The sequence below is a fragment of the Brachybacterium sp. AOP42-C2-15 genome (assembly GCF_052377065.1).
In the GTDB taxonomy this organism is placed as follows: Bacteria; Actinomycetota; Actinomycetes; order Actinomycetales; family Dermabacteraceae; genus Brachybacterium.
This window is the reverse complement of sequence record NZ_JBQSWK010000003.1, coordinates 84,420-106,471: the sequence shown is the minus strand read 5'-3', so window position 1 is coordinate 106,471 and position 22,052 is coordinate 84,420. Positions and strand designations below refer to the sequence as shown.

Annotated in this window: 25 protein-coding genes; 4 read left to right on the top strand and 21 right to left on the bottom strand. The window is 68.4% G+C overall.

What is annotated here, in order from left to right; genetic code table 11:
- The first annotated feature begins 160 nt into the window (after window positions 1–160).
- From ACT3SQ_RS02790 to purL, 3 genes are all read left to right on the top strand, one after another.
- Window positions 161–871: a TetR/AcrR family transcriptional regulator gene (locus ACT3SQ_RS02790; protein ID WP_444600797.1), complete on the top strand. Its 711-nt coding sequence runs from the start codon at window positions 161–163 to the stop codon at window positions 869–871.
- Window positions 868–3,057, top strand: coding sequence for an acyl-CoA dehydrogenase family protein (locus ACT3SQ_RS02785; protein ID WP_444598990.1), 2,190 nt, complete (start codon window positions 868–870; stop codon window positions 3,055–3,057). Before ACT3SQ_RS02790 ends, ACT3SQ_RS02785 begins: the two co-directional genes overlap by 4 nt.
- Before the next feature lie 120 nt (window positions 3,058–3,177).
- Window positions 3,178–5,526, top strand: a complete 2,349-nt coding sequence (gene purL / locus ACT3SQ_RS02780; RefSeq protein ID WP_441444702.1) for a phosphoribosylformylglycinamidine synthase subunit PurL — start codon at window positions 3,178–3,180, stop codon at window positions 5,524–5,526.
- A 152-nt stretch (window positions 5,527–5,678) separates the two neighbouring features.
- Here the strand turns inward: purL and ACT3SQ_RS02775 are convergent, their stop codons facing one another.
- From ACT3SQ_RS02775 to rplN, 21 genes are all read right to left on the bottom strand, one after another.
- Window positions 5,679–8,012 carry a glycosyltransferase gene (locus ACT3SQ_RS02775; protein WP_444592087.1) on the bottom strand — a complete coding sequence of 778 codons (2,334 nt, stop codon included), beginning with the start codon at window positions 8,010–8,012 and terminating at the stop codon, window positions 5,679–5,681.
- A gap of 41 nt (window positions 8,013–8,053) precedes the next feature.
- On the bottom strand, window positions 8,054–9,988 hold the full coding sequence (locus ACT3SQ_RS02770) for an S-layer homology domain-containing protein (RefSeq protein ID WP_444592088.1): 1,935 nt from the start codon (window positions 9,986–9,988) through the stop codon (window positions 8,054–8,056).
- A 461-nt stretch (window positions 9,989–10,449) separates the two neighbouring features.
- Window positions 10,450–10,956 carry a 50S ribosomal protein L17 gene (rplQ, locus tag ACT3SQ_RS02765; RefSeq protein ID WP_444592089.1) on the bottom strand — a complete coding sequence of 169 codons (507 nt, stop codon included), beginning with the start codon at window positions 10,954–10,956 and terminating at the stop codon, window positions 10,450–10,452.
- A gap of 27 nt (window positions 10,957–10,983) precedes the next feature.
- A complete protein-coding gene (locus ACT3SQ_RS02760; protein WP_444600796.1) occupies window positions 10,984–11,979 on the bottom strand; it encodes a DNA-directed RNA polymerase subunit alpha in 996 nt (331 codons plus the stop codon).
- Window positions 11,980–12,133: 154 nt separating this feature from the next.
- Window positions 12,134–12,538 carry a 30S ribosomal protein S11 gene (gene rpsK, locus ACT3SQ_RS02755; RefSeq protein WP_441444698.1) on the bottom strand — a complete coding sequence of 135 codons (405 nt, stop codon included), beginning with the start codon at window positions 12,536–12,538 and terminating at the stop codon, window positions 12,134–12,136.
- Window positions 12,539–12,642: 104 nt separating this feature from the next.
- Window positions 12,643–13,017: a 30S ribosomal protein S13 gene (gene rpsM / locus ACT3SQ_RS02750; RefSeq protein WP_441444697.1), complete on the bottom strand. Its 375-nt coding sequence runs from the start codon at window positions 13,015–13,017 to the stop codon at window positions 12,643–12,645.
- A gap of 216 nt (window positions 13,018–13,233) precedes the next feature.
- Window positions 13,234–13,347, bottom strand: coding sequence for a 50S ribosomal protein L36 (rpmJ, locus tag ACT3SQ_RS02745; protein WP_299298739.1), 114 nt, complete (start codon window positions 13,345–13,347; stop codon window positions 13,234–13,236).
- Window positions 13,348–13,369: 22 nt separating this feature from the next.
- Complete coding sequence (gene infA, locus ACT3SQ_RS02740) at window positions 13,370–13,591, bottom strand: translation initiation factor IF-1 (protein ID WP_299298742.1); 222 nt, start codon at window positions 13,589–13,591, stop codon at window positions 13,370–13,372.
- Between the two features lie 330 nt (window positions 13,592–13,921).
- Window positions 13,922–14,770 (bottom strand): type I methionyl aminopeptidase, encoded by an 849-nt coding sequence (gene map / locus ACT3SQ_RS02735; protein WP_441444696.1) that lies wholly within the window; start codon window positions 14,768–14,770, stop codon window positions 13,922–13,924.
- Window positions 14,767–15,372 carry an adenylate kinase gene (locus ACT3SQ_RS02730; RefSeq protein WP_441444695.1) on the bottom strand — a complete coding sequence of 202 codons (606 nt, stop codon included), beginning with the start codon at window positions 15,370–15,372 and terminating at the stop codon, window positions 14,767–14,769. Before ACT3SQ_RS02730 ends, map begins: the two co-directional genes overlap by 4 nt.
- Complete coding sequence (secY, locus tag ACT3SQ_RS02725) at window positions 15,369–16,673, bottom strand: preprotein translocase subunit SecY (protein WP_442331988.1); 1,305 nt, start codon at window positions 16,671–16,673, stop codon at window positions 15,369–15,371. The genes ACT3SQ_RS02730 and secY overlap by 4 nt, the downstream gene beginning before the upstream one ends.
- Window positions 16,674–16,826: 153 nt before the next feature.
- Window positions 16,827–17,285: a 50S ribosomal protein L15 gene (rplO, locus tag ACT3SQ_RS02720; RefSeq protein ID WP_441444693.1), complete on the bottom strand. Its 459-nt coding sequence runs from the start codon at window positions 17,283–17,285 to the stop codon at window positions 16,827–16,829.
- A gap of 1 nt (window position 17,286) precedes the next feature.
- On the bottom strand, window positions 17,287–17,466 hold the full coding sequence (gene rpmD, locus ACT3SQ_RS02715) for a 50S ribosomal protein L30 (protein WP_441444692.1): 180 nt from the start codon (window positions 17,464–17,466) through the stop codon (window positions 17,287–17,289).
- Window positions 17,466–18,155 carry a 30S ribosomal protein S5 gene (gene rpsE, locus ACT3SQ_RS02710; protein ID WP_299298757.1) on the bottom strand — a complete coding sequence of 230 codons (690 nt, stop codon included), beginning with the start codon at window positions 18,153–18,155 and terminating at the stop codon, window positions 17,466–17,468. The genes rpmD and rpsE overlap by 1 nt, the downstream gene beginning before the upstream one ends.
- A 37-nt stretch (window positions 18,156–18,192) precedes the next feature.
- Window positions 18,193–18,579, bottom strand: a complete 387-nt coding sequence (rplR, locus tag ACT3SQ_RS02705) for a 50S ribosomal protein L18 (protein ID WP_441444691.1) — start codon at window positions 18,577–18,579, stop codon at window positions 18,193–18,195.
- 2 nt (window positions 18,580–18,581) lie between these two features.
- Complete coding sequence (rplF, locus tag ACT3SQ_RS02700; RefSeq protein ID WP_441444690.1) at window positions 18,582–19,124, bottom strand: 50S ribosomal protein L6; 543 nt, start codon at window positions 19,122–19,124, stop codon at window positions 18,582–18,584.
- A 22-nt stretch (window positions 19,125–19,146) separates the two neighbouring features.
- Complete coding sequence (gene rpsH / locus ACT3SQ_RS02695) at window positions 19,147–19,545, bottom strand: 30S ribosomal protein S8 (RefSeq protein WP_299298766.1); 399 nt, start codon at window positions 19,543–19,545, stop codon at window positions 19,147–19,149.
- Window positions 19,546–19,617: 72 nt separating this feature from the next.
- Window positions 19,618–19,803, bottom strand: coding sequence for a type Z 30S ribosomal protein S14 (locus ACT3SQ_RS02690; protein ID WP_193103395.1), 186 nt, complete (start codon window positions 19,801–19,803; stop codon window positions 19,618–19,620).
- Window position 19,804: 1 nt separating this feature from the next.
- Window positions 19,805–20,374 (bottom strand): 50S ribosomal protein L5, encoded by a 570-nt coding sequence (rplE, locus tag ACT3SQ_RS02685; protein ID WP_441444689.1) that lies wholly within the window; start codon window positions 20,372–20,374, stop codon window positions 19,805–19,807.
- Window position 20,375: 1 nt separating this feature from the next.
- A complete protein-coding gene (gene rplX, locus ACT3SQ_RS02680; protein WP_441444688.1) occupies window positions 20,376–20,762 on the bottom strand; it encodes a 50S ribosomal protein L24 in 387 nt (128 codons plus the stop codon).
- A gap of 1 nt (window position 20,763) precedes the next feature.
- Window positions 20,764–21,132, bottom strand: a complete 369-nt coding sequence (gene rplN, locus ACT3SQ_RS02675; protein ID WP_089064412.1) for a 50S ribosomal protein L14 — start codon at window positions 21,130–21,132, stop codon at window positions 20,764–20,766.
- Window positions 21,133–21,618: 486 nt separating this feature from the next.
- On the opposite strand from rplN, the gene ACT3SQ_RS02670 reads away from it, so the two are divergent.
- On the top strand, window positions 21,619–22,026 hold the full coding sequence (locus ACT3SQ_RS02670; protein ID WP_441444687.1) for a hypothetical protein: 408 nt from the start codon (window positions 21,619–21,621) through the stop codon (window positions 22,024–22,026).
- The last annotated feature ends 26 nt before the right edge of the window (window positions 22,027–22,052 follow it).

The following is a 22,052-nucleotide window of genomic DNA, read 5'->3' as shown; positions in this document are numbered from 1 at the left end:
GTGGTCACTGCGGTCTTCATGGTCACTGCCGTGGTTCGTGGAGATCCTGGGCCGTGGGAGCCCGGGCTGCCGATGCGCTCTCGCTCCCGCAGGAACTCGCCGGAGGATCTTCTCCGGAGCACTTTACATAGAACCGACGGTACTTGATACCCTAGGTCTCGTGAACGCGACGACGCAAGCCCCCGTGGACGGCCGATCGGCCCGTTGGGCCCGCCACCGGGAAGAGAGACGTGCCGAGCTGCTCGACGTGGCCCGGCACCTCATCCATGAGCAGGGTCCCGATGTGACGATGGAGGACATCGCCGCAGCCTCCGGCACCTCCAAGTCCATCGTCTACCGCTACTTCGAGGACAAGGCCCAGCTCCAGCGCGCGCTGGGGCGCAGCATCCTGTCCACGATGCACGGCAAGCTGCTGGAGGAGATGCGAGCCCTCGAGGCTCGCGTCGGCCGCGAACCGGAGGCCGACGAGCGGATCCACGCGATGATCCGCGCCTATGTCGAAACGGCCCAGCGCTCCCCCGGCGTGTACCGCTTCGTCACCCGGCCCAGCGACGGGCTGAACCACTTCCTGTCCTCGGTCTCGCGGCTGGTCGCGACCTTCCTGCCCGCCGAGATCCCGGCGCCGCAGGTCTGGGCCCACGGCTCCGTCGGCTTCGTCGAACGCGCCGTCGACGTCTGGATGACTGATCACGACACCTCTGAGATCTCTGAGGCCTCTGAGACCGCTGACGCCTCACACGCCTCACACGCCTCAGCCGACCCGACCGACCCGACCGACCCGGGCAACGCAGCCCAGCGCACCACCCCACTCACCTCCGATCAGCTCGTGACCCACCTGGTCACCTGGCTCATGAAGGGACTGCACGCATGACCACCGATTCCCGCACCGCACCCGCCACCACCACTTCCCCCGCCACGGCGGAGGTCTCCGACGTGACGACCACCGCCAATCCCACCGGACCCATCTCGATCCCGCCCGGCGGGAGCCCCCGGCTCGACATCGCGCAGGTCTCCGAGGCCCTGCTGGGCAAGTGGGCCGACGCCCGCCTCGAGGCCCGTGAGCGCGCCGCCCGCCCCGAACTGCACCGACCGCTCGACGCCTCCGTCGCCGAGCATCGCGAGCGCGTCTACGAACAGCTCCAGCTCCTCGTGAAGGACGACGTCTCCCGCCGGATGCTGCCCGAGCACCTCGGCGGCCCCAACGACAACGGAGGCAACGTCGCCTCCTTCGAGGAGCTGGTCGTCGCCGACCCTTCCCTGCAGATCAAGGCCGGAGTGCAGTGGGGCCTGTACACCTCGGCGATCATCCAGCTGGGCAGTGAGGAGCAGCAGCACGCCTGGGTGCCCGATGCGATGGACCTGACCACCCCCGGCGCCTTCGCGATGACCGAGATCGGCCACGGCTCCGACGTGCAGGCGCTGGCGACCACCGCCACCTTCGACCCCGCCGGCGGGACCGATGGGGAATGGGTGATCCACACCCCCTTCCGCGCTGCCTGGAAGGACTTCCTGGGCAACGCCGCGATCCACGCGAAGGCAGCGACGCTGTTCGCACGCCTGATCACGAACGGCGTGGACCACGGCGTGCACTGCTTCTACGTCCCGGTCCGGGACGCGGCCGGGGAGCTGCTGCCCGGCATCTCGAGCGAGGACGACGGCGAGAAGGGTGGGCTGAACGGCATCGACAACGGACGCCTGGCCTTCGACCAGGTGCGCATCCCCCGCACCAACCTGCTGAACCGATACGGCGACGTCGCACCCGACGGCACCTACACCTCCCCCATCGAGTCTCCCGGCCGCCGGTTCTTCACGATGCTCGGCACCCTGGTCCAGGGCAGGGTCTCCCTGGACGGCTCCGCGATCCGGGCCAGCCAGCTCGCCCTGCATATCGCGATCACCTACGCGACTCAGCGCCGCCAGTTCAGCGCCGCGGATCCCACGCAGGAGACGGTGCTGATGGACTACCAGGCACACCTGCACCGCCTGCTGCCGAAGCTCGCCGAGACCTATGCCGGCGCCTTCGCGCACGAGCAGCTGCTGCAGGCCTTCGATGACGTGTTCTCCGGCCGGGCCGACGACCCCGAGTCCCGTGAGGACCTCGAGACCCTCGCCGCGACCCTCAAGCCCACCTCGACCCGGCTCGCGCTGGACACCATCCAGGAGTGCCGCGAAGCCTGCGGCGGCTCCGGCTTCATGGCGGAGAACCAGCTGGTGGGCCTCCACCAGGATCTGGACGTGTACGCCACCTTCGAGGGTGACAACACCGTCCTGCTGCAGCTGGTCGCCAAGCGTCTGCTCTCGGACTACACCTCCGAGCTGAGCAGCGTGGACCGGGCGGGGATCGGCCGCTTCATCGCGCAGCGCGCCGAGGTGCTCGCCAAGCGCCACACTCCCTGGGCGCGCCTCGGGCAGAGCGTCAGCGACCGCGGCAACGCCCGGCGCGCCTTCGATTCCATGCGCCAGTCGGAGTTCCAGGAGGAGCTGCTCGCCGACCGCGCCCGCGTCAAGGTCGAAGAGGTCGCTCTCGCCCTTCGCGGCGCCGCGAAGATGAGCCCGGCCGACGCCGCCTCCGAGGTCAACAAGCACCAGGTGGAGATGCTGGACGCCGCACGCGCCCACGCGGACCTGGTCCGCTGGCGCGCCTTCACCAGGGGGATCGAGGCGCTCACGGATGAGGGCTCCCGGGCGGTGCTCACCGATGTCCGGGACCTGTTCGGGCTCACCGCGATCAACGACGACCTCGCCTGGTTCCTGCTCAGCGGGATGATCTCCACCCAGCGCGGCCGCCAGATCGACCATGATCTGCGCCGGCTGCTGTGGCGGCTGCGCCCGCATGTGCTCGATCTGGTCGCCGCCTTCGACGTGCGCCCCGGTCACGTGCGAGCACCGATCGCTCTGGGCGGGGAGCAGGAGCGGCAGGACGAGGCCGCTGTGTACTTCCGTGCGCAGCGCGCCAGCAAGTCCGCGCCGGTCAGCGAGAAGGTCCTGCGGGACCGGGCGAAGAAGGCGAAGAGGGCGAAGCAGGGGGCCGGCCCGCGCGGCAGCGGCGCCCGCTGACCGCTGCAGGGCGGTCCGGGTCTCAGCACCTGCCCCGGTCCGCCCTGTCGTGCGCCGCGATCGTAGACTGTGGTCGCCGGGTCCGGGCCCTCACGGCCCGCCCGCACCCCAGCCCTCGTGATGAACGGACCCGAAACCGCGATGACCGCCGACCTCGCCCCCTCCACCCCGCACGGCACGCCCGCGGACGTCGACACGGTCGAGCATGCCGCCTCCACCCCTGACCAGGCTCAGCCGTACGCCGATCTCGGGCTCAAGGAGGACGAGTACGCGAACATCCGCGAGATCCTCGGCCGCCGTCCCACGAACGCCGAGCTCGCCATGTACTCGGTGATGTGGTCCGAGCACTGCTCGTACAAGTCCTCCAAGAGGCACCTGAGCACCTTCGGCAAGCACACCACCGAGAAGATGCGCGAGAAGCTGCTGGTGGGCATGGGCGAGAACGCCGGCGTGGTCGACATCGGTGACGGCTGGGCGGTGACCTTCAAGGTCGAGTCCCACAACCACCCCTCCTACGTCGAGCCCTACCAGGGCGCGGCCACCGGCGTCGGCGGAATCGTGCGCGACATCATCTCGATGGGTGCCCGCCCGGTCGCGGTCATGGATCAGCTGCGCTTCGGCGCGATCGACCACCCCGACACCGCCCGCGTGGTCCACGGCGTCGTCTCCGGAGTGGGCGGCTACGGCAACTCCCTCGGCCTGCCGAACATCGGCGGCGAGACCGTGTTCGATGCCGCCTACCAGACCAACCCCCTGGTCAACGCGCTCGCACTCGGCGTGATGCGCCACGAGGACATCCACCTCGCCTCCGCGACCGGCCCCGGCAACAAGGTGGTGCTCTTCGGTGCCCGCACCGGAGGGGACGGCATCGGCGGCGCCTCCATCCTCGCCTCGGAGACCTTCGAGGAGGACGGCCCCCTCAAGCGCCCCAGCGTCCAGGTGGGCGACCCCTTCATGGAGAAGGTGCTCATCGAGTGCTGCCTCGAGCTGTTCGCCGCCGGCACCGTCGAGGGCATCCAGGATCTTGGCGCCGCGGGCATCTCCTGCGCCACCAGCGAGCTGGCCGCCAACGGCGCCTCGGGCATGCACATCCACCTCGAGGAGGTGCTGCTGCGCGACCCCACCCTGAACGCCGGCGAGATCCTGATGAGCGAGTCCCAGGAACGCATGATGGCCGTGGTGAGCCCCGAGAAGCTCGAGGAGTTCCAGGCGATCGCCGCGAAGTGGGATGTCGAAGCCGCGGTGATCGGCGAGGTCACCGGTGACGGCCGCCTCACCATCGACCACCACGGACACCGCATCGTCGACGTGGACCCGGCGACGGTCGCGATCGACAGCCCCGTCTACGACCGCCCCTACGCCCGTCCCGACTGGCAGGACGCCCTGCAGGCCGACACCGCGGAGGTCCTCCCCCGCCCCGGCACCGCCGAGGAGCTCGCGGCGACCGTGCGCACCCTGATCGCGTCCCCGAACCTCGCCTCCAAGAACTGGGTCACCGACCAGTTCGACCGTTACGTGGGTGGGAACACCGCGCTCTCGATGCCCGACGACGCCGGCGTGCTCCGGATCGACGAGGCCACGGGCCGCGGCATCGCGCTCGCGACCGACGCCAACGGCCGATACACCAAGCTCGATCCCCGTACCGGGGCCCAGCTCGCGCTGTCCGAGGCCTACCGCAACGTGGCGACCTCCGGCGCGGTGCCGCTCGCGATCACGGACTGCCTGAACTTCGGCTCCCCCGAGGACCCGGGCCCGATGTGGCAGCTGGTCGAGGCGATCGTCGGGCTCGCCGAGGCGTGCGAGACGCTCGAGGTGCCGGTCACCGGCGGCAACGTCTCCCTGTACAACTCCACCGGCGAGCCGGGCCTCATCGATTCCGCGATCCACCCCACCCCGGTGGTCGGCGTGCTCGGCGTGTTCGAGGACGTCGCGCGCCGCGTCCCCTCCGGCTGGCAGGCAGAGGGCCTGTCGGTGCTGTTGCTGGGCACCACGCGTGAGGAGCTCTCGGGCTCGGCCTGGGCGGATGTCATCCACCAGCACCTGGGCGGCATGCCGCCGCAGGTCGACCTCGAGGCCGAGCGCTCGCTGGCCCGAGTGCTGATCACCTCCGCCGAGGAGGGGCTCGCCACCGCGGCGCATGACCTCTCCGAGGGCGGTCTGGCCCAGGCCCTGGTGGAATCGGTGACCCGCTTCGGCACCGGTGCCCAGGTGGATCTCGTGGGCCTGACGGAGCGCGACGGCGTGGATCTCGCCAGCGCTCTGTTCTCCGAGTCGCAGGGTCGTGCTCTGGTCGCGGTCCCCGCCGAGCAGGAGGAGCGGCTGACGGCGCTGGCCGCCGAGCACGGGGTGCCGGTGCTGCGTCTGGGCACCACCGGCGGCAGCGCCCTGGCGGTCGAGGGTGTGGGCACCTTCACCGTGGGCGAGCTGCGGGAGCTGCGAGACGGCACCCTGCCGCGCTACTTCGGCTGACACCGCAGGACCACAGGAGGGTCTCTCCGCGCGCGACTGCGTGCTCGGAGAGACCCTCCTGTGGTGTCAGGTCCGTCGATTCCCCGGGCCAGCTCCGACAGAGGCAGGCTCAGTCGCTGAGATTCCCCGGGCTGGCTCGGACCGAGGCAGGCTCAGTCACCGCGCGAGGGGCGTTCCCGACGCGCGACGCCGCCGAGAGCCCGGCGCCCCGCGCGTCGCACGAAGCCCGCGGCACGGCCTGCTGCGCCCTGCCCGGCGCTTCCCGGCGCGATGCCGTCCAGCCGCTCGTGCAGCTGCGCGACCTCCTCGCGCAGCGCCTTCAGCTCCTCGAGAAGCCTCTCCTCGCTGCGTTCGACGACCGTCTCGGTGTTCTTCGACAGGAACATCGGCAGCCCGATCCCGTGCTCCGCGACCCACGGCCGGAAATACCGCTCGCGCAGCTCGGCATCGTAGTGGCGGTGGCCTCCGGACAGGGCGTACATCGAATTGCTGCTGGCTCCCACCGCAGCGGGCCGCTGCCGCCACTGCGCGAGCGGACGGTCCAGGAACCCCACCTCCGCGCTCTGCAGCAGCTGCAGGTGGAAGGCGTAGTCGCCGACCACTGGGAGGGACTCGTCATAGGGGCCCACGATGTCGTGGACCCGCCGACGATGCAGCATCGAGATCGGCACGTTGCGGTTCACGGCGATGTAATCCACCAGCCGCACGCCCTCGAGCTCGGGCCAGGACAGGAACATCTCGTCCTCGACGAAGCCGGTGGGGGTCTCATGCTCGTGGACGATCAGCGTGCGCACCACCACCGCCTCCTGCTCGGGGTGCGCCTCGAGATGGCCGAGGGTCTCCTGGAGGAAGGTCGCATGCCAGGTGTCGTCGTCATCGTGGATCACCACGGCGGGCGCTGAGGTCTCGCGCAGTCCGTGATTGCTCGCCGCCTCCATACCGGTGGAGGCCTCGCGGTGGATCACGCGGAGGCGCCCGTCGGCCTCGCTCGCATGCCGGGCGGCGACAGCGTCGACGGCCGCCCGGTCCCCGGCGTCGTCGACGATCACCAGCTCCCAGTCCTGGCGGGTCTGGGCGAGGACGTCCTGGACGGCGCGGTCGAGCATCTGCGGCCGGTCGCGGGTGCGCATGATGATCGCCGCCGACGGCTCCCCTGCACGGTCCACGGCCCGGGTGAAGGGTGCCAGGGCAGAGCGCAGCGGCTCGCGCCAACGCTGCTGCGGCGTGAGACCGGCACCCACCGGATCGGTGTGTTCGGAAGCGGAGTGTTCCTCACCGGCCAGCGCTGCGGCGACGCGGTCCCACCAGGACTCCGCCGCAGCCAGCAGCTGCGGCCGGGCGGCCTCGAGCGTGGCGTGCTCGGCCTCCCGGCCGGCCACGAGCGCCTCGACCACGGGACCCACCAGGTCCGACGGCCCCTGAGCGACCGGATCCCACAGCGCTGCGGCGGGCACCGCCGCGCCGGCGAGCCCGATGTTGCGCAGCGCGCCGTCCATCCGGGAATGCCCGTAGCGGTTCAGCGGCAGCGCGAGCACCGAGGAGCAGGCGGCGGTCCCGAAGACGACGGGATGGAAGCGGGTGCTGATCACCCAGGCTGCGCCGGTGGTCCGTGCGGCGGCCGCGGTGTCCTGCTCGATCGGCAGCACCGTCGCGGGCATGCTCAGCTGGGCGGCCACTTCATGGTGCAGCAGCAGATCACCGCCACCGTCATCGGGGTCAGCCATGTGCGGGACCAGCTCCACCCGGGCACCGGTGCGCCCTGCGAACTCCTCGATCACCGCGCACGCCAGTGCGATGTAGGCGTCCCGCGGCAGGGGGTCCCCATCCCCTCCCAAGGTCACGCTCAGCAGCTCAGGGTCGAGGTCATGTGCGCCGGCCGCTGCGGACAGGCCGAGCCCGACGGCGTCATCGAGCGTCTGCACCAGCGCGGGGTGGGCCGGGCACAGCTCGCGCGCGATCCGCACGCTGTGCGTGTCCCGCAGGCCCACCAGCGTGCACAGCTCCAGCAGCTCGCGCATGCTCTCCCGGTCGGCCGGGGTGAGCTCCGGGCCGAGGCTCTGCCCGGTGAGCACCACCGGCTTGCCCAGGGACCGTGCGACCAGAGCGGTGGCGAGGCGCTCGTCGAGCAGCCAGCCGTAGCGGGAGGTGAGGCTGCCGCCCCCGCCGATCACGACGGAGTCCACGTCCTTCAGTTGATCGATGATGGTGAACAGCTTGTCCGCAGCGGGCAGGGCGCCCGGGTCACCGGCGAGGGCCCGGCGGATCTCCGCGAGATACCTCGCCCTGTCCTCGATCGGCCAGGGGAAGGTGAGCGCCGGGATGCTCGATGCCGGCGCAGCACCTCCGGGCCCGTACTTCTCGTGCCGCGAGAGCCGCACCACCTGATGGCCGCGCGCGGTGAGGCGCCGTGCGCTCATCGTCGCGATGGCTTCATCACCGACGTGGTAGACGGTCTGATCGACGTCGCACAGCAGAGCGACCTTCACCGGCATCTCCTTCTTCCGGAGCAGGTCTGCTCCCTCAGGGGTCAGAGTCCGCGCACATCCATCCAGCGGATCATGAACGCGGCCATCGCATCACGGGCGATCGGCGCGACGGGACGGAAGGTGCCGTCCGGCCAGCCGGTCGTGATGCCCGTCGAGGCGAGCCACGTGATCTCCTTGCCGAACTGATGGTTCGACGGGACATCGGAGAACGGGTTCGCGGTCTTGGTGGACCGTTCCCCGGAGGCACGGTACAGGAAAGCCGCGACCGCTCCACGCTCCACGGATGCTGTGGGACGGAAGGTGCCGTCCGGCCAGCCGGTGGTGATCCCCTTGGCATGCGCCCAGGTGATCTCCTTGTAGAACATCCGGCTGGGCGGCATGTCCTTGAACGGGGACCTCGTCGGCGGGGTGAAGGCGGGCTTCCCCAGTGCTCGGTAGACGAAGGCGACCATCGCATCGCGCTGGATCGGTGCCAGCGGGCGATAGCTGTCGTCGTCCCAGCCCGTGGTGATCCCCTTGGCGGCGAGCTTCTCGATCTCCGCCCGGTACATCAGGTTCGGGGGGACATCGATGAAGCGGGAGTCGTGGAACTGGACGGACTTGCCGGTCTTCACCACCGCGCCCTGCTGGAAGGTCTGCACCGTCTGCCCGAAACGGGTGGAGGCGGAGCCCGTCGGCCGGCCCCAGGTACCGCGCCACTGCGAAGCGAACGGCGTCGCATACCCTGCGGCTGCTCCACCCTCCTGGAGGACCAGGCCCTTGGTGAGGACCGTCGCGGTGTACTTCCCGGTGCGGTGGGCGCTCTTGACCACGGTGCCGAGCTTCGAGGTGCCGCCCGCACCCTGGAAGGCCCAGAGGTGCTCTTTCCAGCCCCCGTCGATGAAGGCCTGGGCCTCCCCGCGGATGGTGTCGAACTGGCGGTACAGGCTCAGCCCCGGGCACTCGGTGTAGTTGACGTCGCGGTGGCCCATCATCTTCGCGAGCGAGATCGTCTTGCCGGCGGTGAAGCGGGTTCCGGTCCCCGGGGTCCAGGAGGACTTCGCCCAGACGCTGGTCTGGAAGGTGTTCAGCAGCTTCCAGCCCACCAGCTGCGCGACGGCGACGCGGGCGGCGCGCGGCGGCGCTGTCGAGGAGTAGTCGCCCATCACGGAGATGCCGAAGGAACCGGTGTTGAAGCCATAGGCGTGGGCGCCGGTGATGTTGCGGTGCAGGCCCCCGCCGCGTCCCTCGAAGATCTGGCCGTACTTCGAGACCAGGATGTTGTAGCCGATGTCGGCCCAGCCCATGGTCCCGGTGTGATAGTTCAGGATGCCGCGCACGATCTGCGCGGACTGCGAGGAGGAATAGTTGTTGGTCCCCGCGGTGTGGTGAAGGACCACTGCCTTGAGCTCATCGGCGCCGCTGGTGCCCCGCACCTTGGACTCATCGGCGCCCCATGCGGCGCGGGAGACGTAGGAGGGAGCCCCCGGCCCGAGGACGGGCGTGGCAGGGTTCGTCGAGGCGGCAGCGGCCATCGTGGTCACCTGATCGGCCTGGGAGACGCGCGCGGAAGGGCCCGTGTACTGCCCGACCTGGCTGTCGGCCGGGGCTGGCGAGGTGGTGACGACGTGCGCGATGAGGGACTCTGTGACGTCGGCGCCGTCGAGCTCGGCCCGGATCTGCAGCGCGGAGACCACACCGATCCATGCGACCTCGGTGCCGGCGGCGTCCTCGCCCGTCTCGGGGTTCTCTGCGGTCTCCAGCGGGAGCCACGGCGTCCACTCGCCGTCCTCGCCCAGACCACGCGCCTGGACCTCGGGAGCGTCGGCGTCGTTCGGCCAGGTCACGCCGACCATGGTGGCCGGCTGATCGGCGAGGTCGCGAACCTGCGCGCCGCTGTCATCGAGCAGCGGGACGTCCGCGAGGGGGACGTCGACGATACGGGTCTCGCCGTCGGTCACTGCGGGATCGGCGAGCGCGGGGGCGGCAGAGAGCACAGCGGCCCCGGCCGGAACCGAGGCGGCGGCGACGAGGAGGCCACGGCGCGAGAGGGGTGAGGGTCGAGACGTGTCGGGGGCGGGGGGAATGTTCCGCGTGGACATTGATGAACAGCTCCGAACGAGAGGTGGTGAGGCACGAAGACCGGGGCCGAGGCACACCACGAGCTCGAGGAGCGAGACGAGGTTGCCCGGGGAACGGACATCCGTGGATCACCGTAGTGCACGAAGCCCACGGGGGAACTTTCGCCCGGGTCACGATCGGACAAACACCGGAGATGCTGGTCTCAAAACCGCTAGTGGAATGCGGAATGTCCGGTAAAGACCTATCGTCCGTATTCGCCGATCCTCACCGGGAAGGTGCGCTGATTCCTGAAATTCCGATGAGAACGAGGGCGGACCGTCGGGATCTCTCCCGTCGGCCCGCCCTCGGCGTGGCGCTGCTCCTCAGAGCAGAGTGCTCACTTCTCGTCGTCGGCGCCCTCGGCGGGCTCGACCGGAGCGACGTCCTCGGCAGCAGCGGTGTCGGCGGCCGCAGCGGTGTCAGCAGCCTTGGCGTCGTTCTTGGCGGCGCCCTCAGCCTCCTTCACCACGGACTGCTTGGCCGAGAACTCCTCGGTGACCAGCTCGATGACGGCCATCGGGGCGTTGTCGCCACGACGCGGTGCCACCTTGGTGATGCGGGTGTAGCCGCCGGGACGCTCGGCGAAGGTCGGTGCGATCTCCTCGAACAGCGAGTAGACGACGCCCTTGTCACGGATGGTCTCCATGACCCGACGACGAGAGGCGAGATCGCCCTTCTTCGCCTGGGTGATGAGACGCTCCGCGTGGGGGCGCAGGCGCTTGGCCTTGGTCTCGGTGGTGGTGATCGCCTTGTGGCGGAACAGCTCGGTCGCGAGGCTGGCGAGGATCATCCGCTCGTGCGCGGGGGATCCGCCGAGGCGCGCACCCTTGGTGGGGGTAGGCATGGTCGTTCTCCTAGTGAAAGATAAAGGTCAGTACTGGTCGCCGAAGCCGTCGGAGTAGGAGTCCAGGGCAGACGGATCGAATCCGGCCGGGGAATCCTTCAGCGACAGACCGAGGTCGGCGAGCTTCGCCTTGACCTCGTCGATGGACTTCTGGCCGAAGTTGCGGATGTCGAGCAGATCGGCCTCGGAACGGGCGGTCAGCTCGCCGACGGTGTGGACACCCTCGCGCATCAGGCAGTTGTACGACCGGACCGTGAGGTTCAGGTCGTTGAGCGGAAGCGCCAGATCGGCGGCCAGAGCCTGATCCGTGGGCGACGGGCCGATCTCGATGCCCTCCGCCTCCTGGTTCAGCTCATGAGCCAGCCCGAACAGCTCGACCAGGGTCTTGCCGGCCGAGGCCACCGCATCGCGGGGCGAGATGGCGGGCTTGGTCTCGACGTCGACGATCAGCTTGTCGAAGTCGGTGCGCTGCTCGACACGAGTCGCCTCGACCTTGTAGGTCACCTTCAGCACGGGCGAGTAGATCGAGTCGACCGGAACCCGGCCGATCTCGCCGTCGACGCCCTTGTTCTGCGCGGCGGAGACGTAGCCGCGACCGCGCTCGACGATCAGTTCGATCTCCAGGCGGCCCTTCTCGTTCAGGGTCGCGATGTGGAGGTCGGGGTTGTGGATCTCCACGCCGGCGGGCGGGGTGATGTCGGCAGCGGTGACGCGGCCGGCTTCCTCGCGACGCAGGTACATCACGACCGGCTCGTCGTTCTCGGAGGAGACGACCAGGTTCTTGACGTTGAGGATGACCTCGGTGATGTCCTCCTTGACGCCGGGGACCGTGCTGAACTCGTGGAGCACACCGTCGATGCGGATCGAGGTGACCGCAGCTCCGGGGATCGAGGACAGCAGGGTGCGGCGCAGGGAGTTGCCGAGGGTGTAGCCGAAGCCCGGCTCGAGCGGCTCGATGACGAACCGTGAGCGGTTGTCCGACACGACCTCTTCGGTCAGCGTGGGGCGCTGTGCAATGAGCACTGTGGATCCTTTCAGCGAGCGTCCGCCATATGACGCTCAGAAGGGGGCGATGGGCCTAGAAGGTGAGTGGTGTCCAGGGTGCCGGGCGCGGCAGGAGCCCCGCCCGGCACGGAACGGCACAGCGGGGAGCAGAGCCCCGCCGTGACCGTAGAGGTCAGACGCGGCGGCGCTTGGCCGGGCGGGTGCCGTTGTGCGGCTGCGGGGTGACGTCCTGGATCGAACCGACCTCGAGGCCGGTCGCCGTGAGCGAACGGATCGCGGTCTCGCGGCCGGAGCCCGGGCCCTTGACGAAGACGTCGACCTTCTTCATGCCGTGCTCCTGGGCGCGGCGAGCGGCGGCCTCGGCGGCCATCTGCGCGGCGTACGGGGTCGACTTGCGCGAGCCCTTGAAGCCGACCTGGCCCGCGGAGGCCCAGGAGATGACGGCGCCGTTCGGGTCCGTGATGGACACGATGGTGTTGTTGAATGTGCTCTTGATATGAGCCTGGCCGTTGACAATGTTCTTCTTGTCCTTGCGGCGCGGCTTGCGCGCAGCGGCCTGCTGGGTCTTGGATGCCATGCGGCAGTACTCCTCTGGTGGGTTTCGGGTGCGCCGGGTCCCTCAGCGGCGCGAAGTGACTACGGGTCCGAAGACACTCGCGGTCCGACGGCGGAAGCCGTGGATCAGCGGGCCTTCTTCTTGCCGGCGACCGTGCGCTTGGGGCCCTTGCGGGTGCGCGCGTTGGTCTTGGTGCGCTGACCGTGCACCGGCAGACCACGGCGGTGGCGCAGGCCCTGGTAGCTGCCGATCTCGACCTTGCGGCGGATGTCACCGGCGACCTCGCGGCGCAGGTCACCCTCGACCATGTAGTTCTCTTCGATGTGATCGCGAAGCTTGACGAGGTCCTCGTCGCTGACCTCGCGCACGCGCAGGTCACCAGAGACGCCGGTCGCGGCCAGGGTCTCCAGGGCGCGGGTGCGTCCCACGCCGAAGATGTACGTCAGGGCGACTTCGAGGCGCTTTTCGCGCGGAAGGTCTACTCCCACCAGACGTGCCATGTGCAGATTCTCCTACTGTCTCGGAGGCCTGATCCGACAACTCGCCCGGGTCTGTTCCCTGGACGCCGCAGCCTCCGCGCTGCGGGTAGCCGACCCGAGGGCCGGTGGTGTCGTCTCTTCTTTTATGTGTGTCCGACGGATCGGACGGTGCCCTTCAGGGCTGCCGCCTCTGGGGCGGCTGTCACGACAGTTGCCGGGATGTGCGGAGTGCTCCGCTCAGCCCTGGCGCTGCTTGTGACGAGGGTTCGAGCAGATCACCATGACGCGCGAGTGGCGACGGATCACCTTGCAGTTGTCACAGATGGGCTTGACGCTCGGATTGACCTTCATAGCTTTCCTTCTCCCGGGACGATCACTTGTAGCGGTACACGATGCGGCCACGGTCGAGGTCGTAGGGGCTCAGCTCGACGACCACACGGTCCTCGGGAAGGATGCGGATGTAGTGCTGGCGCATCTTCCCGGAGATGTGCGCGAGCACCTTGTGCCCGTTGTCGAGCTCGACACGGAAACGCGCATTCGCGAGCGCCTCCGTCACCAAGCCCTCGACCTCGATCACGCCGTCCTTCTTCGCCATGCCTCCCCAATCTCTCGCCCCCGGCAAGCCGGTGCCGAGTTCCGCGTTCCTGATTACTCAGGCTGTGCTCACCGACCGTCAGGTGACGGTACGGTGGTCGACAAGGGTGCGCGTTGTGCGTGTCGTCGGCCTCGCTGATCTTCACGGCTGAGCCGTTGGATCGATCGGCGCGACGGGACTGCACGACCTGCGATGAGGACGACATGCACGGAGCACACCCGATGGATCAGCCTACACGCGCCTCGCGGATCAGGCGAGAGGCAGAGGCGATGACCCCGGTCACGTCGGGCCGGAATCCAGGCGATGAAAGGCCGCGCCCCGTCCTGGTCCTCACGTAGCAGGGTCGGCCAGCGGATCCGGCGCGGCCACGATGCCCCGCCGCGCGAGCTCGGCGGCACCGCCGTCGCCCTCGGTGAGCACCAGCAGCCCCTGCTCGGTCACGGCCACGGAGTGCTCTGCGTGGGCGGCACGGCCCCCGGCGGTGGCACGCACGGTCCAGTCGTCATCGTCCAGCGTCCAGTTGCCGGGACCCTGGATCAGCATCGGCTCGATCGCCAGGCACATCCCCGGGCGCACCCGGGGCCCTCGGGAGCGGGTGCGGTAGTTCATGACGTCAGGCGCCTGGTGCATCGCCGTACCGATCCCGTGCCCGCCGAAGCCCTCGAGGTGGGAGAGGGACTCCCCCGCCGCCTCAGCGACGTAGTCCTCGATCGCGGCGCTGATCTGACCCACCCGGTCCGCGGTCGCGAGCGCGGCGATGCCGGCCCAGAGCGCCTCGCGCGTGGTGCGGACCAGATCCTCATCGGCCACCGAGCGCGCCCGGCCCACGATGTGGGTGCGCGCCGCATCCGAATGCCAGCCCTCGATGATCAGGCCGCCGTCGATCGAGACGATGTCGCCCTCGACCAGCGGACGTTCATCGGGGATCCCGTGGACCACGACCTCGTTGACGCTGATGCACAGCGTCGCCGGGTACCCCTGGTAGCCCAGGAAGTTCGGGGTCGCACCCTCGTCGCGGATCATGTCGTGGGCGAGGGTGTCCAGCTCGTTCGTGGTGATGCCGGGCCGGATCTGCGCGGCGAGCATCTCGTGGACGCGGTGCAGCAGCATCCCGCTGCGGCGCATCACATGGATCTGCTCGGGGGTCTTGAGCTCCACGCGCTCCGGCAGGATGCTCATCGGTCGGCGAGGGCCTCGCGCAGCGACGCGGTGACGTCGTCGATCGTTGCCATGCCGTCGACCCGGCGCACCAGATCACGCTTCTCGTAGACGTCGATCAGCGGCGCGGTCTGCTCCGCATAGACCTCGAGCCGGCGACGGATCGTCTCCTCGGTGTCGTCGCTGCGGCCCTGCTGCTCGCCACGCTCGACGAGGCGGCCCACGACCTCCTCGGTCTCGACCACCAGCAGCAGCACCGCATCGAGCGTGGTGCCCAGCTCGGTGAGCATCCCGTCCAGCGCCTCGACCTGGTCGAGGGTGCGGGGGTAGCCGTCCAGCAGGAAGCCGTCCTGGGCATCGGCCTCGCCGAGCCGCGAACGGACCATGTCGTTGGTGACCGAGTCCGGAACGTACTCGCCCTTGTCCATGTAGGACTTCGCGAGCACACCGAGCTCGGTCTCGCCGGACACGTTGGCCCGGAAGATGTCGCCGGTGGAGATCGCCGGGATGGACAGCTCCTCGGCGAGGCGCACGGCCTGGGTGCCCTTGCCCGCGCCGGGCGGGCCCACGATCAGGAGGCGGCGGGCCTGGACGGGCGAGGCGGCGGAGGTGGGGGTGTTCACCGAAGAATCCCTTCGTAGTGGTGCTGCTGGAGCTTCGCATCGATCTGCTTCACGGTGTCGAGGCCGACGCCGATGATGATCAGCAGGGACACACCACCGAGCGGAAAGTCCTGCGAGGTTCCGAGATAGACGAGAGCGAACAGCGGGATCAGGCAGATCACCGCGAGATAGACCGCGCCGGCGGACTGGATCCGGTTGATCACGTAGCGCAGGTAGTTCTCGGTGGGCTTGCCCGCGCGGACGTTGGGGATGAACCCGCCGTACTTCTTCATGTTGTCCGCGATCTCCTCCGCATTGAAGGTGATCGAGGTGTAGAAGAACGCGAAGAAGACGATCAGGGTCACGTACACCAGGGCGTAGACCCAGGAGAAGGAGAAGCCGAGCACGAGGTGGGTGTTCACCCACGCCACCCAGGGGGCCTCAGGATCACCGAAGGAGGAGGCCATCTGCGGCAGCGCGAGGATCGAGCTCGCGAAGATGACGGGGATGACGCCGGCCTGGTTGACCTTGACCGGGATGTAGGTGGAGGTGCCGCCGTACATGCGGCGCCCGACCATGCGCTTGGCGTACTGGACGGGGATCCGCCGCTGAGACTGCTCGACGAAGACCATGCCCACCATGACGACCAGCGCCACGACGATGACCAGGGAGAAGGTCAGCCAGCCCTGCAGCTGCCACACCTGGCCGAAGGAGCCGGGGAACGAGGACGCGATCGAGGTGAAGATCATCAGCGACATGCCGTTGCCGATGCCGCGCTCGGTGATCATCTCACCCATGAACATGATCAGCACGGTGCCGACGGTCATGGTCAGGACCATGGTCAGCAGGGTCGGGATCGACTGGTCGGGAACCAGCTCGAGCTGGCAGCCGACGAAGAAGTTGCCCGAGCGCACCAGGGTGATGATGGTGGTCGATTGGAGGATGCCCAGACCGATGGTGAGGTACCGGGTGTACTGGGTGAGCTTCGCAGTACCGGATGCCCCCTCCTTGTGGAGGGCCTCGAACCGCGGGATCACCACGCGCAGCAGCTGCACGATGATCGACGCGGTGATGTAGGGCATCACGCCCAGGGCGAAGATGGAGAGCTGCAACAGGGCGCCACCGGAGAACATGTTGACCATGCCCAGCACGTTGGAGCCACCGGCCGAGGCGGCCTGATCAGCACAGAACATCACGTTGGAGGCGTCGAATCCCGGGGTGGGGATAAAGACACCGAGGCGATACACCGCGATCAGACCGAGTGTGAAGAGGATCTTCGCTCTCAGCTCGGGGGTGCGCAGCGCGCGCACGAACGAGTTCACCTGTTTCCCTCCTGGAGGTCCGGGGACGGGACCAAGGGTGTCACGGTCCGTCCCGGTGCCGCGGGATTGCGCGGCCATCGGACCGGCCCCGAAATGACGACAGGGCACCGTGGCACAGAATATTCCGTGCCACGGTGCCCCGTCAAAAGAGACTCACGCGGTGGTGACGGACCCGCCAGCCGCCGCGATCTTCTGCTCCGCCGAGGCGGAGAACTTCTGGGCGGTGACGTCGAGCTTGACGCTCACGTCGCCGGCGCCCAGCACCTTGACGGGCTGGTTCTTGCGCACGGCGCCCTTGGCGACGAGATCCTCGACCGTGACGGTGCCGCCCGCGGGGAACAGCTCCTGCAGGGTCGACAGGTTCACTGCCTGGTACTCGACGCGGAACGGGTTGGTGAAGCCGCGAAGCTTCGGCAGCCGCATGTGCAGCGGCATCTGCCCGCCCTCGAAGCCGAGGCGCACCGTGTTGCGGGCCTTGGTGCCCTTGGTGCCACGCCCGGCCGTCTTGCCCTTGGAAGCCTCACCGCGACCGACGCGGGTGCGTGCGGTCTTCGAACCCGGCGCGGGGCGCAGGTCGTGAAGCTTCAGAGGGCTCTGGTTGGAATCAGTCATGTCAGTCCACCTCTTCGAACGTCACCAGATGGGTGACGGTGCGGATCATGCCGCGGATCTCAGGGCGGTCTTCCTTCACCACGGTGTCACCGATGCGCTTGAGGCCGAGGCCGCGCAGGGTGGCTCGCTGGCTCTTGGTGCCGCCGATGTCAGAACGGGTCTGGGTCACCTTGATCTGCATCAGGCACCCACCTTCTGTGCACGGGCTGCAGCGCGACCCGCGGCCTGGGCCCGCAGGAGCGGTGCCGGGGTGACCTGCTCGACCGTGAGGCCACGACGTGCTGCCACGGCCTCCGGCTCCTCGAGCATCTTGAGCGCGGCGACCGTTGCCCGCACGATGTTGATCGCGTTGGTCGAGCCGAGCGACTTGGAGAGCACGTCGTGCACTCCAGCGCACTCGAGGACGGCGCGGACCGGGCCACCGGCGATCACACCGGTACCGGGAGCGGCCGGGCGCAGCAGGACGACGCCTGCTGCATCCTCGCCCTGGACCGGGTGGACCACGGTGCCCTGGATACGAGGGACGCGGAAGAAGTTCTTCTTCGCCTCCTCGACGCCCTTGGCGATCGCCGCGGGCACCTCCTTGGCCTTGCCGTAGCCGACGCCGACCGTTCCGTCGCCGTCACCCACCACCACGAGGGCGGTGAAGGAGAATCGACGGCCGCCCTTGACGACCTTCGACACGCGGTTGATGCTCACGACGCGCTCGAGGAATGCCGACTTCTCGGCTTCCTGACCGCGGCCGCGGCCACCCTGACGCCCACCGCGATCGTTGCCGCCCTGGCGGGCACCGCGATCATTGCTGGTGTTCGTGTTGTCGTTCCCACGGCCGGAGGCCGCGGGACCGTTGCTACGCTGCTGTGCAGCCATATTCAGATCCTCTTCTCGTCCTGTGTCCGGGCGGCGATCACAGCGCCAGGCCAGCCTCGCGGGCGCCGTCTGCGACGGCGGCCACACGGCCGTGGTACTTGTTGCCGCCGCGGTCGAACACGACGGAGTCGATCCCGGCAGCCTTGGCACGCTCAGCGACGAGGGTCCCGACGGTGCGGGCCTTGTCGGTCTTCGCTGCCTCGGTGCCGCGCAGGTCGGCTTCCATGGTCGATGCCGACGCGATGGTCTTGCCGAGAGCGTCGTCGACGACCTGGACGAAGACGTGGCGTGCCGAGCGGGTGACCACCAGGCGCGGACGCTGGGCGGTGCCGACGACGCGACGACGGACCCGCAGGTGACGGCGGCCGCGCGAACGCAGCTTGCTGCCGCGGTTGCCCTTGGTGTGCTTGAGTGCGTAACCCATGATCACTTACCAGCCTTTCCGGCCTTGCGGAGCACGACCTCGTCGGCGTAGCGCACACCCTTGCCCTTGTAGGGCTCGGGCTTGCGCAGCTTGCGGATGTTCGCTGCGACCTCGCCCACCTGCTGCTTGTCGATGCCGTTGACCGAGAACTTGGCCGGCGACTCGACGACGAAGGTGATGCCCTGGGGCGCCTTCACCACGACGGGGTGGGAGAAGCCGAGGGCGAACTCGAGGTCCGTACCCTTCGCGGTGACACGGTAGCCCGTGCCCACGATCTCCAGCTTCTTGGTGTAGCCCTCGGTGACACCGAGGACGATGTTGTTGATGAGGGTGCGGGTCAGGCCGTGAAGGGCCTTGCTCTCGCGCTCCTCGTCGGGGCGGCTCACCACGATGGTGCCGTCCTCACCGCGCTCGACGGTGAGGGGAGCCGGCACGATGTGCTTGAGCTCGCCCTTGGGGCCGGTCACCGTGACGGTGCGGTCCTCGATGGTGACGTTCTGGACTGAGGCCGGCACTGCGACCGGCAGGCGTCCGATGCGGGACATAGCTGTTTGTCTCCTCTCCCGCTCACCAGATGTAGGCGAGGACTTCCCCACCCACACCCTTCTTGGCTGCCTGCCGGTCGGTCAGAAGGCCGGAGGACGTGGACAGGATCGCCACGCCCAGTCCGCCGAGGACCTTGGGCAGATTGGTGGACTTCGCGTACACACGCAGGCCGGGCTTCGAAATACGACGGATCCCGGAGATGGCACGCTCACGGCTGTCCGAGTACTTGAGCTCGAGGACGAGCTTGGAGCCCACCTCGGCCTCTTCCTCGGTCCAGCCGAGGATGTAACCCTCTGCCTTCAGGATGTCCGCGATGCGGGCCTTCAACTTCGAGTACGGCATGGACGCGGTCTCGTGGTACGCCCCTGAGGCGTTACGGATCCGCGTCAGCATGTCCGCGATCGGGTCGGTCATGGTCATGTCTGTTGCTTCTTCCTCACCTGGTTTCCCTCGGCCGCCATGTATGCGACGAGGGACCTCTGGCGGTAGTCCTTACCAGCTGCTCTTGGTCACGCCGGGGAGCTCACCGCGGTGAGCCATCTCGCGAAGGCAGACTCGGCAGAGCCCGAACTTGCGGTACACGGAGTGCGGACGGCCGCAGCGCTGGCAACGGGTGTAGCCGCGCACAGCGAACTTGGGCTTGCGCTCCGACTTCTTGATCAGGGCTGTCTTCGCCATATCAGTTCTCCTTGAAGGGGAAGCCGAGCAGCTTGAGCAGCGCGCGTCCCTCGTCGTCGGTCTTCGCAGTGGTCACGACCGTGATGTCCATACCGCGGACGCGGTCGATCTTGTCCTGGTCGATCTCGTGGAACATCACCTGTTCCGTGAGACCGAAGGTGTAGTTCCCGTTGCCGTCGAAGTGCTTCGGGGACAGGCCCCGGAAGTCACGAATACGGGGCAGCGCGGTGGACAGCAGGCGGTCCAGGAACTCCCACATGCGGGCGTTGCGCAGGGTGACGTGGGCACCGATCGGCATTCCCTCACGCAGCTTGAACTGCGCGATGGACTTGCGAGCCTTGGTGACCTGGGGCTTCTGGCCCGTGATGTCCGCGAGATCGCGGATGGCACCGTCGATGACCTTGGAGTCGCGAGCGGCGTCGCCGACGCCCATGTTCACGACGATCTTGGTCAGACCGGGGACCAGCATGACGTTGCTGTAACCGAACTGCTCGGTCAGCTGAGCCTTGATGGTCTCGTTGTACTTGCTCTTGAGGCGCGGGGTGGTCGCCTGGGTGGCAGTCTCGCTCATCTCAGATGTCCTTCCCGGAGCGCTTGGCGAAGCGGACACGCACCTGCTTGGTGCGGCCGTTCTCGAGCTCGAGGGTCTCGACGCGGTAACCGATCTTGGTCGGCTTGTTGTCCTCCGGGTCGACCAGAGCCACGTTCGAGACGTGGATCGAGGCCTCGCGCTGCTCGATGCCGCCCGCGCCGCCAGCCTGGTTGGGCTTGACATGGTGCGTGCGGCGGTTGATGCCCTCGACCAGCACACGCTGGGAATCGGGGAACACCTGCAGGACACGGCCCTGCTTGCCCTTGTCGCCGACCTCGAGACCGCGCTTGGCGGCGGTGTCGCTGTCGCTGGTGCGACCGGTGATCACCTGGACGAGGTCGCCCTTCTTGATCTTCATCTTTGCCATGTCACACCACCTCCGGTGCCAGCGAGACGATCTTCATGAAGCGCTTGTCGCGCAGCTCGCGGCCGACGGGGCCGAAGATGCGGGTTCCGCGCGGCTCCCCATCGGTCTTGAGGATCACCGCTGCGTTCTCGTCGAAGCGGATGTAGGAGCCGTCGATGCGACGGACTTCCTTGGACGTGCGGACGACGACCGCCTTGACGATGTCGCCCTTCTTGACGTTGCCACCGGGGATGGCGTCCTTGACGGTCGCCACGATGGTGTCCCCGATGCTGGCGTAACGGCGACCGGAGCCACCGAGAACACGGATGCAGAGAATCTCCTTGGCACCCGTGTTGTCGGCGACCTTCAGTCGCGACTCCTGCTGAATCACTCGTTCTCCTATCGTCTCACCGGTTCTCTTCCCACCCGCGGGAGCGGATGAGCCGAGCCTTGCGGAACGGAATATGGACACTGCATATTGCACTTCACCGACTCTGGGCAGAACTTCGACCAAAGGCGTGACCGTCGACCGGTCCCGGGCACCAAAAAACTCCTCATCCGGACTCAGGCACTAGCGTGAGGAACGCACAGCGTTCGCTTCTCGTGCGAGGTCTCCGGGGAGGATGGATCTGGTGACACCGGATCCTGTCGCAGCCGTCCATCCGCCAGCATCCGAGGATGCATGCGCACAGCCGTCCGGCAACTGCTCAAGACTACGCGCCGCACCAGCCGCTGTCACCCCTTCTCCCCGAGGCGAACCGTGTGTGCTTGCTCTCCTGCCGATCACCGCCGGCAGCACTCCCCCACGACACTCCCCCACGACGGCGATCACCGGTCGGGCACGGCAGATTCTGGGGTGGGGCATAGGCTCGTGCCCATGATCGACATCGACATCGCACGGCGCCTGCGGGACGCAGGACTGCAGTGGGCGCCGGCGGACGGCGACCTCTTCATCATCGACAACGAGCAGCTGCGGGACGAGACCTTCATGCTCTCGGCGATGGTCATCGAGCTCGGGAATGGGCGCAGCGGAGAGCGGGTCTTCCGGTTCAACGGGACCACCGAGTGGGCGCTGGATTCCGTGGAGCAGGAGGATGCGCTCTGGATCCCCCGGGAGGATCAGCTGCGCGCAGCACTCGGTGAATCCTTCAGCGCGCTACGCCGCACCGCGGACGGCAGCTATGCCGTCGCGCTGATCGACGGCGAAGGCGCCACCCGGGAGGTCCCCGCGCCCGCAGCGGAAGATGCGCTTGCCGGCGCACTGCTGATCCAGTTGACCGCCTGACCCGGCTGGGACGGCGCGGCGCACCA

What these genes read in the sequence shown, in the direction of transcription:
- rplR (WP_441444691.1), bottom strand. Translation starts at nt 18,579, where the DNA reads ATGGGTTACGCACTCAAGCACACCAAGGGCAACCGCGGCAGCAAGCTG.
- map (WP_441444696.1), bottom strand. Translation starts at nt 14,770, where the DNA reads ATGAGCATCCTGCCGGAGCGCGTGGAGCTCAAGACCCCCGAGCAGATC.
- purL (WP_441444702.1), top strand. Translation starts at nt 3,178, where the DNA reads ATGAACGGACCCGAAACCGCGATGACCGCCGACCTCGCCCCCTCCACC.
- rplO (WP_441444693.1), bottom strand. Translation starts at nt 17,285, where the DNA reads ATGACTGATTCCAACCAGAGCCCTCTGAAGCTTCACGACCTGCGCCCC.
- ACT3SQ_RS02690 (WP_193103395.1), bottom strand. Translation starts at nt 19,803, where the DNA reads ATGGCGAAGACAGCCCTGATCAAGAAGTCGGAGCGCAAGCCCAAGTTC.
- rpsE (WP_299298757.1), bottom strand. Translation starts at nt 18,155, where the DNA reads ATGGCTGCACAGCAGCGTAGCAACGGTCCCGCGGCCTCCGGCCGTGGG.
- rplX (WP_441444688.1), bottom strand. Translation starts at nt 20,762, where the DNA reads ATGGCAAAGATGAAGATCAAGAAGGGCGACCTCGTCCAGGTGATCACC.
- rpmD (WP_441444692.1), bottom strand. Translation starts at nt 17,466, where the DNA reads ATGCAGATCAAGGTGACCCAGACCCGTTCTGACATCGGCGGCACCAAG.
- ACT3SQ_RS02670 (WP_441444687.1), top strand. Translation starts at nt 21,619, where the DNA reads ATGATCGACATCGACATCGCACGGCGCCTGCGGGACGCAGGACTGCAG.
- rpsH (WP_299298766.1), bottom strand. Translation starts at nt 19,545, where the DNA reads ATGACCATGACCGACCCGATCGCGGACATGCTGACGCGGATCCGTAAC.
- rplQ (WP_444592089.1), bottom strand. Translation starts at nt 10,956, where the DNA reads ATGCCTACCCCCACCAAGGGTGCGCGCCTCGGCGGATCCCCCGCGCAC.
- rpsM (WP_441444697.1), bottom strand. Translation starts at nt 13,017, where the DNA reads ATGGCACGTCTGGTGGGAGTAGACCTTCCGCGCGAAAAGCGCCTCGAA.
- rpsK (WP_441444698.1), bottom strand. Translation starts at nt 12,538, where the DNA reads ATGGCATCCAAGACCCAGCAGGCCGCTGCGCGCAAGCCGCGCCGCAAG.
- rpmJ (WP_299298739.1), bottom strand. Translation starts at nt 13,347, where the DNA reads ATGAAGGTCAATCCGAGCGTCAAGCCCATCTGTGACAACTGCAAGGTG.
- infA (WP_299298742.1), bottom strand. Translation starts at nt 13,591, where the DNA reads ATGGCGAAGAAGGACGGCGTGATCGAGGTCGAGGGCTTGGTGACGGAG.
- ACT3SQ_RS02785 (WP_444598990.1), top strand. Translation starts at nt 868, where the DNA reads ATGACCACCGATTCCCGCACCGCACCCGCCACCACCACTTCCCCCGCC.
- rplE (WP_441444689.1), bottom strand. Translation starts at nt 20,374, where the DNA reads ATGAGCGAGACTGCCACCCAGGCGACCACCCCGCGCCTCAAGAGCAAG.
- rplF (WP_441444690.1), bottom strand. Translation starts at nt 19,124, where the DNA reads ATGTCCCGCATCGGACGCCTGCCGGTCGCAGTGCCGGCCTCAGTCCAG.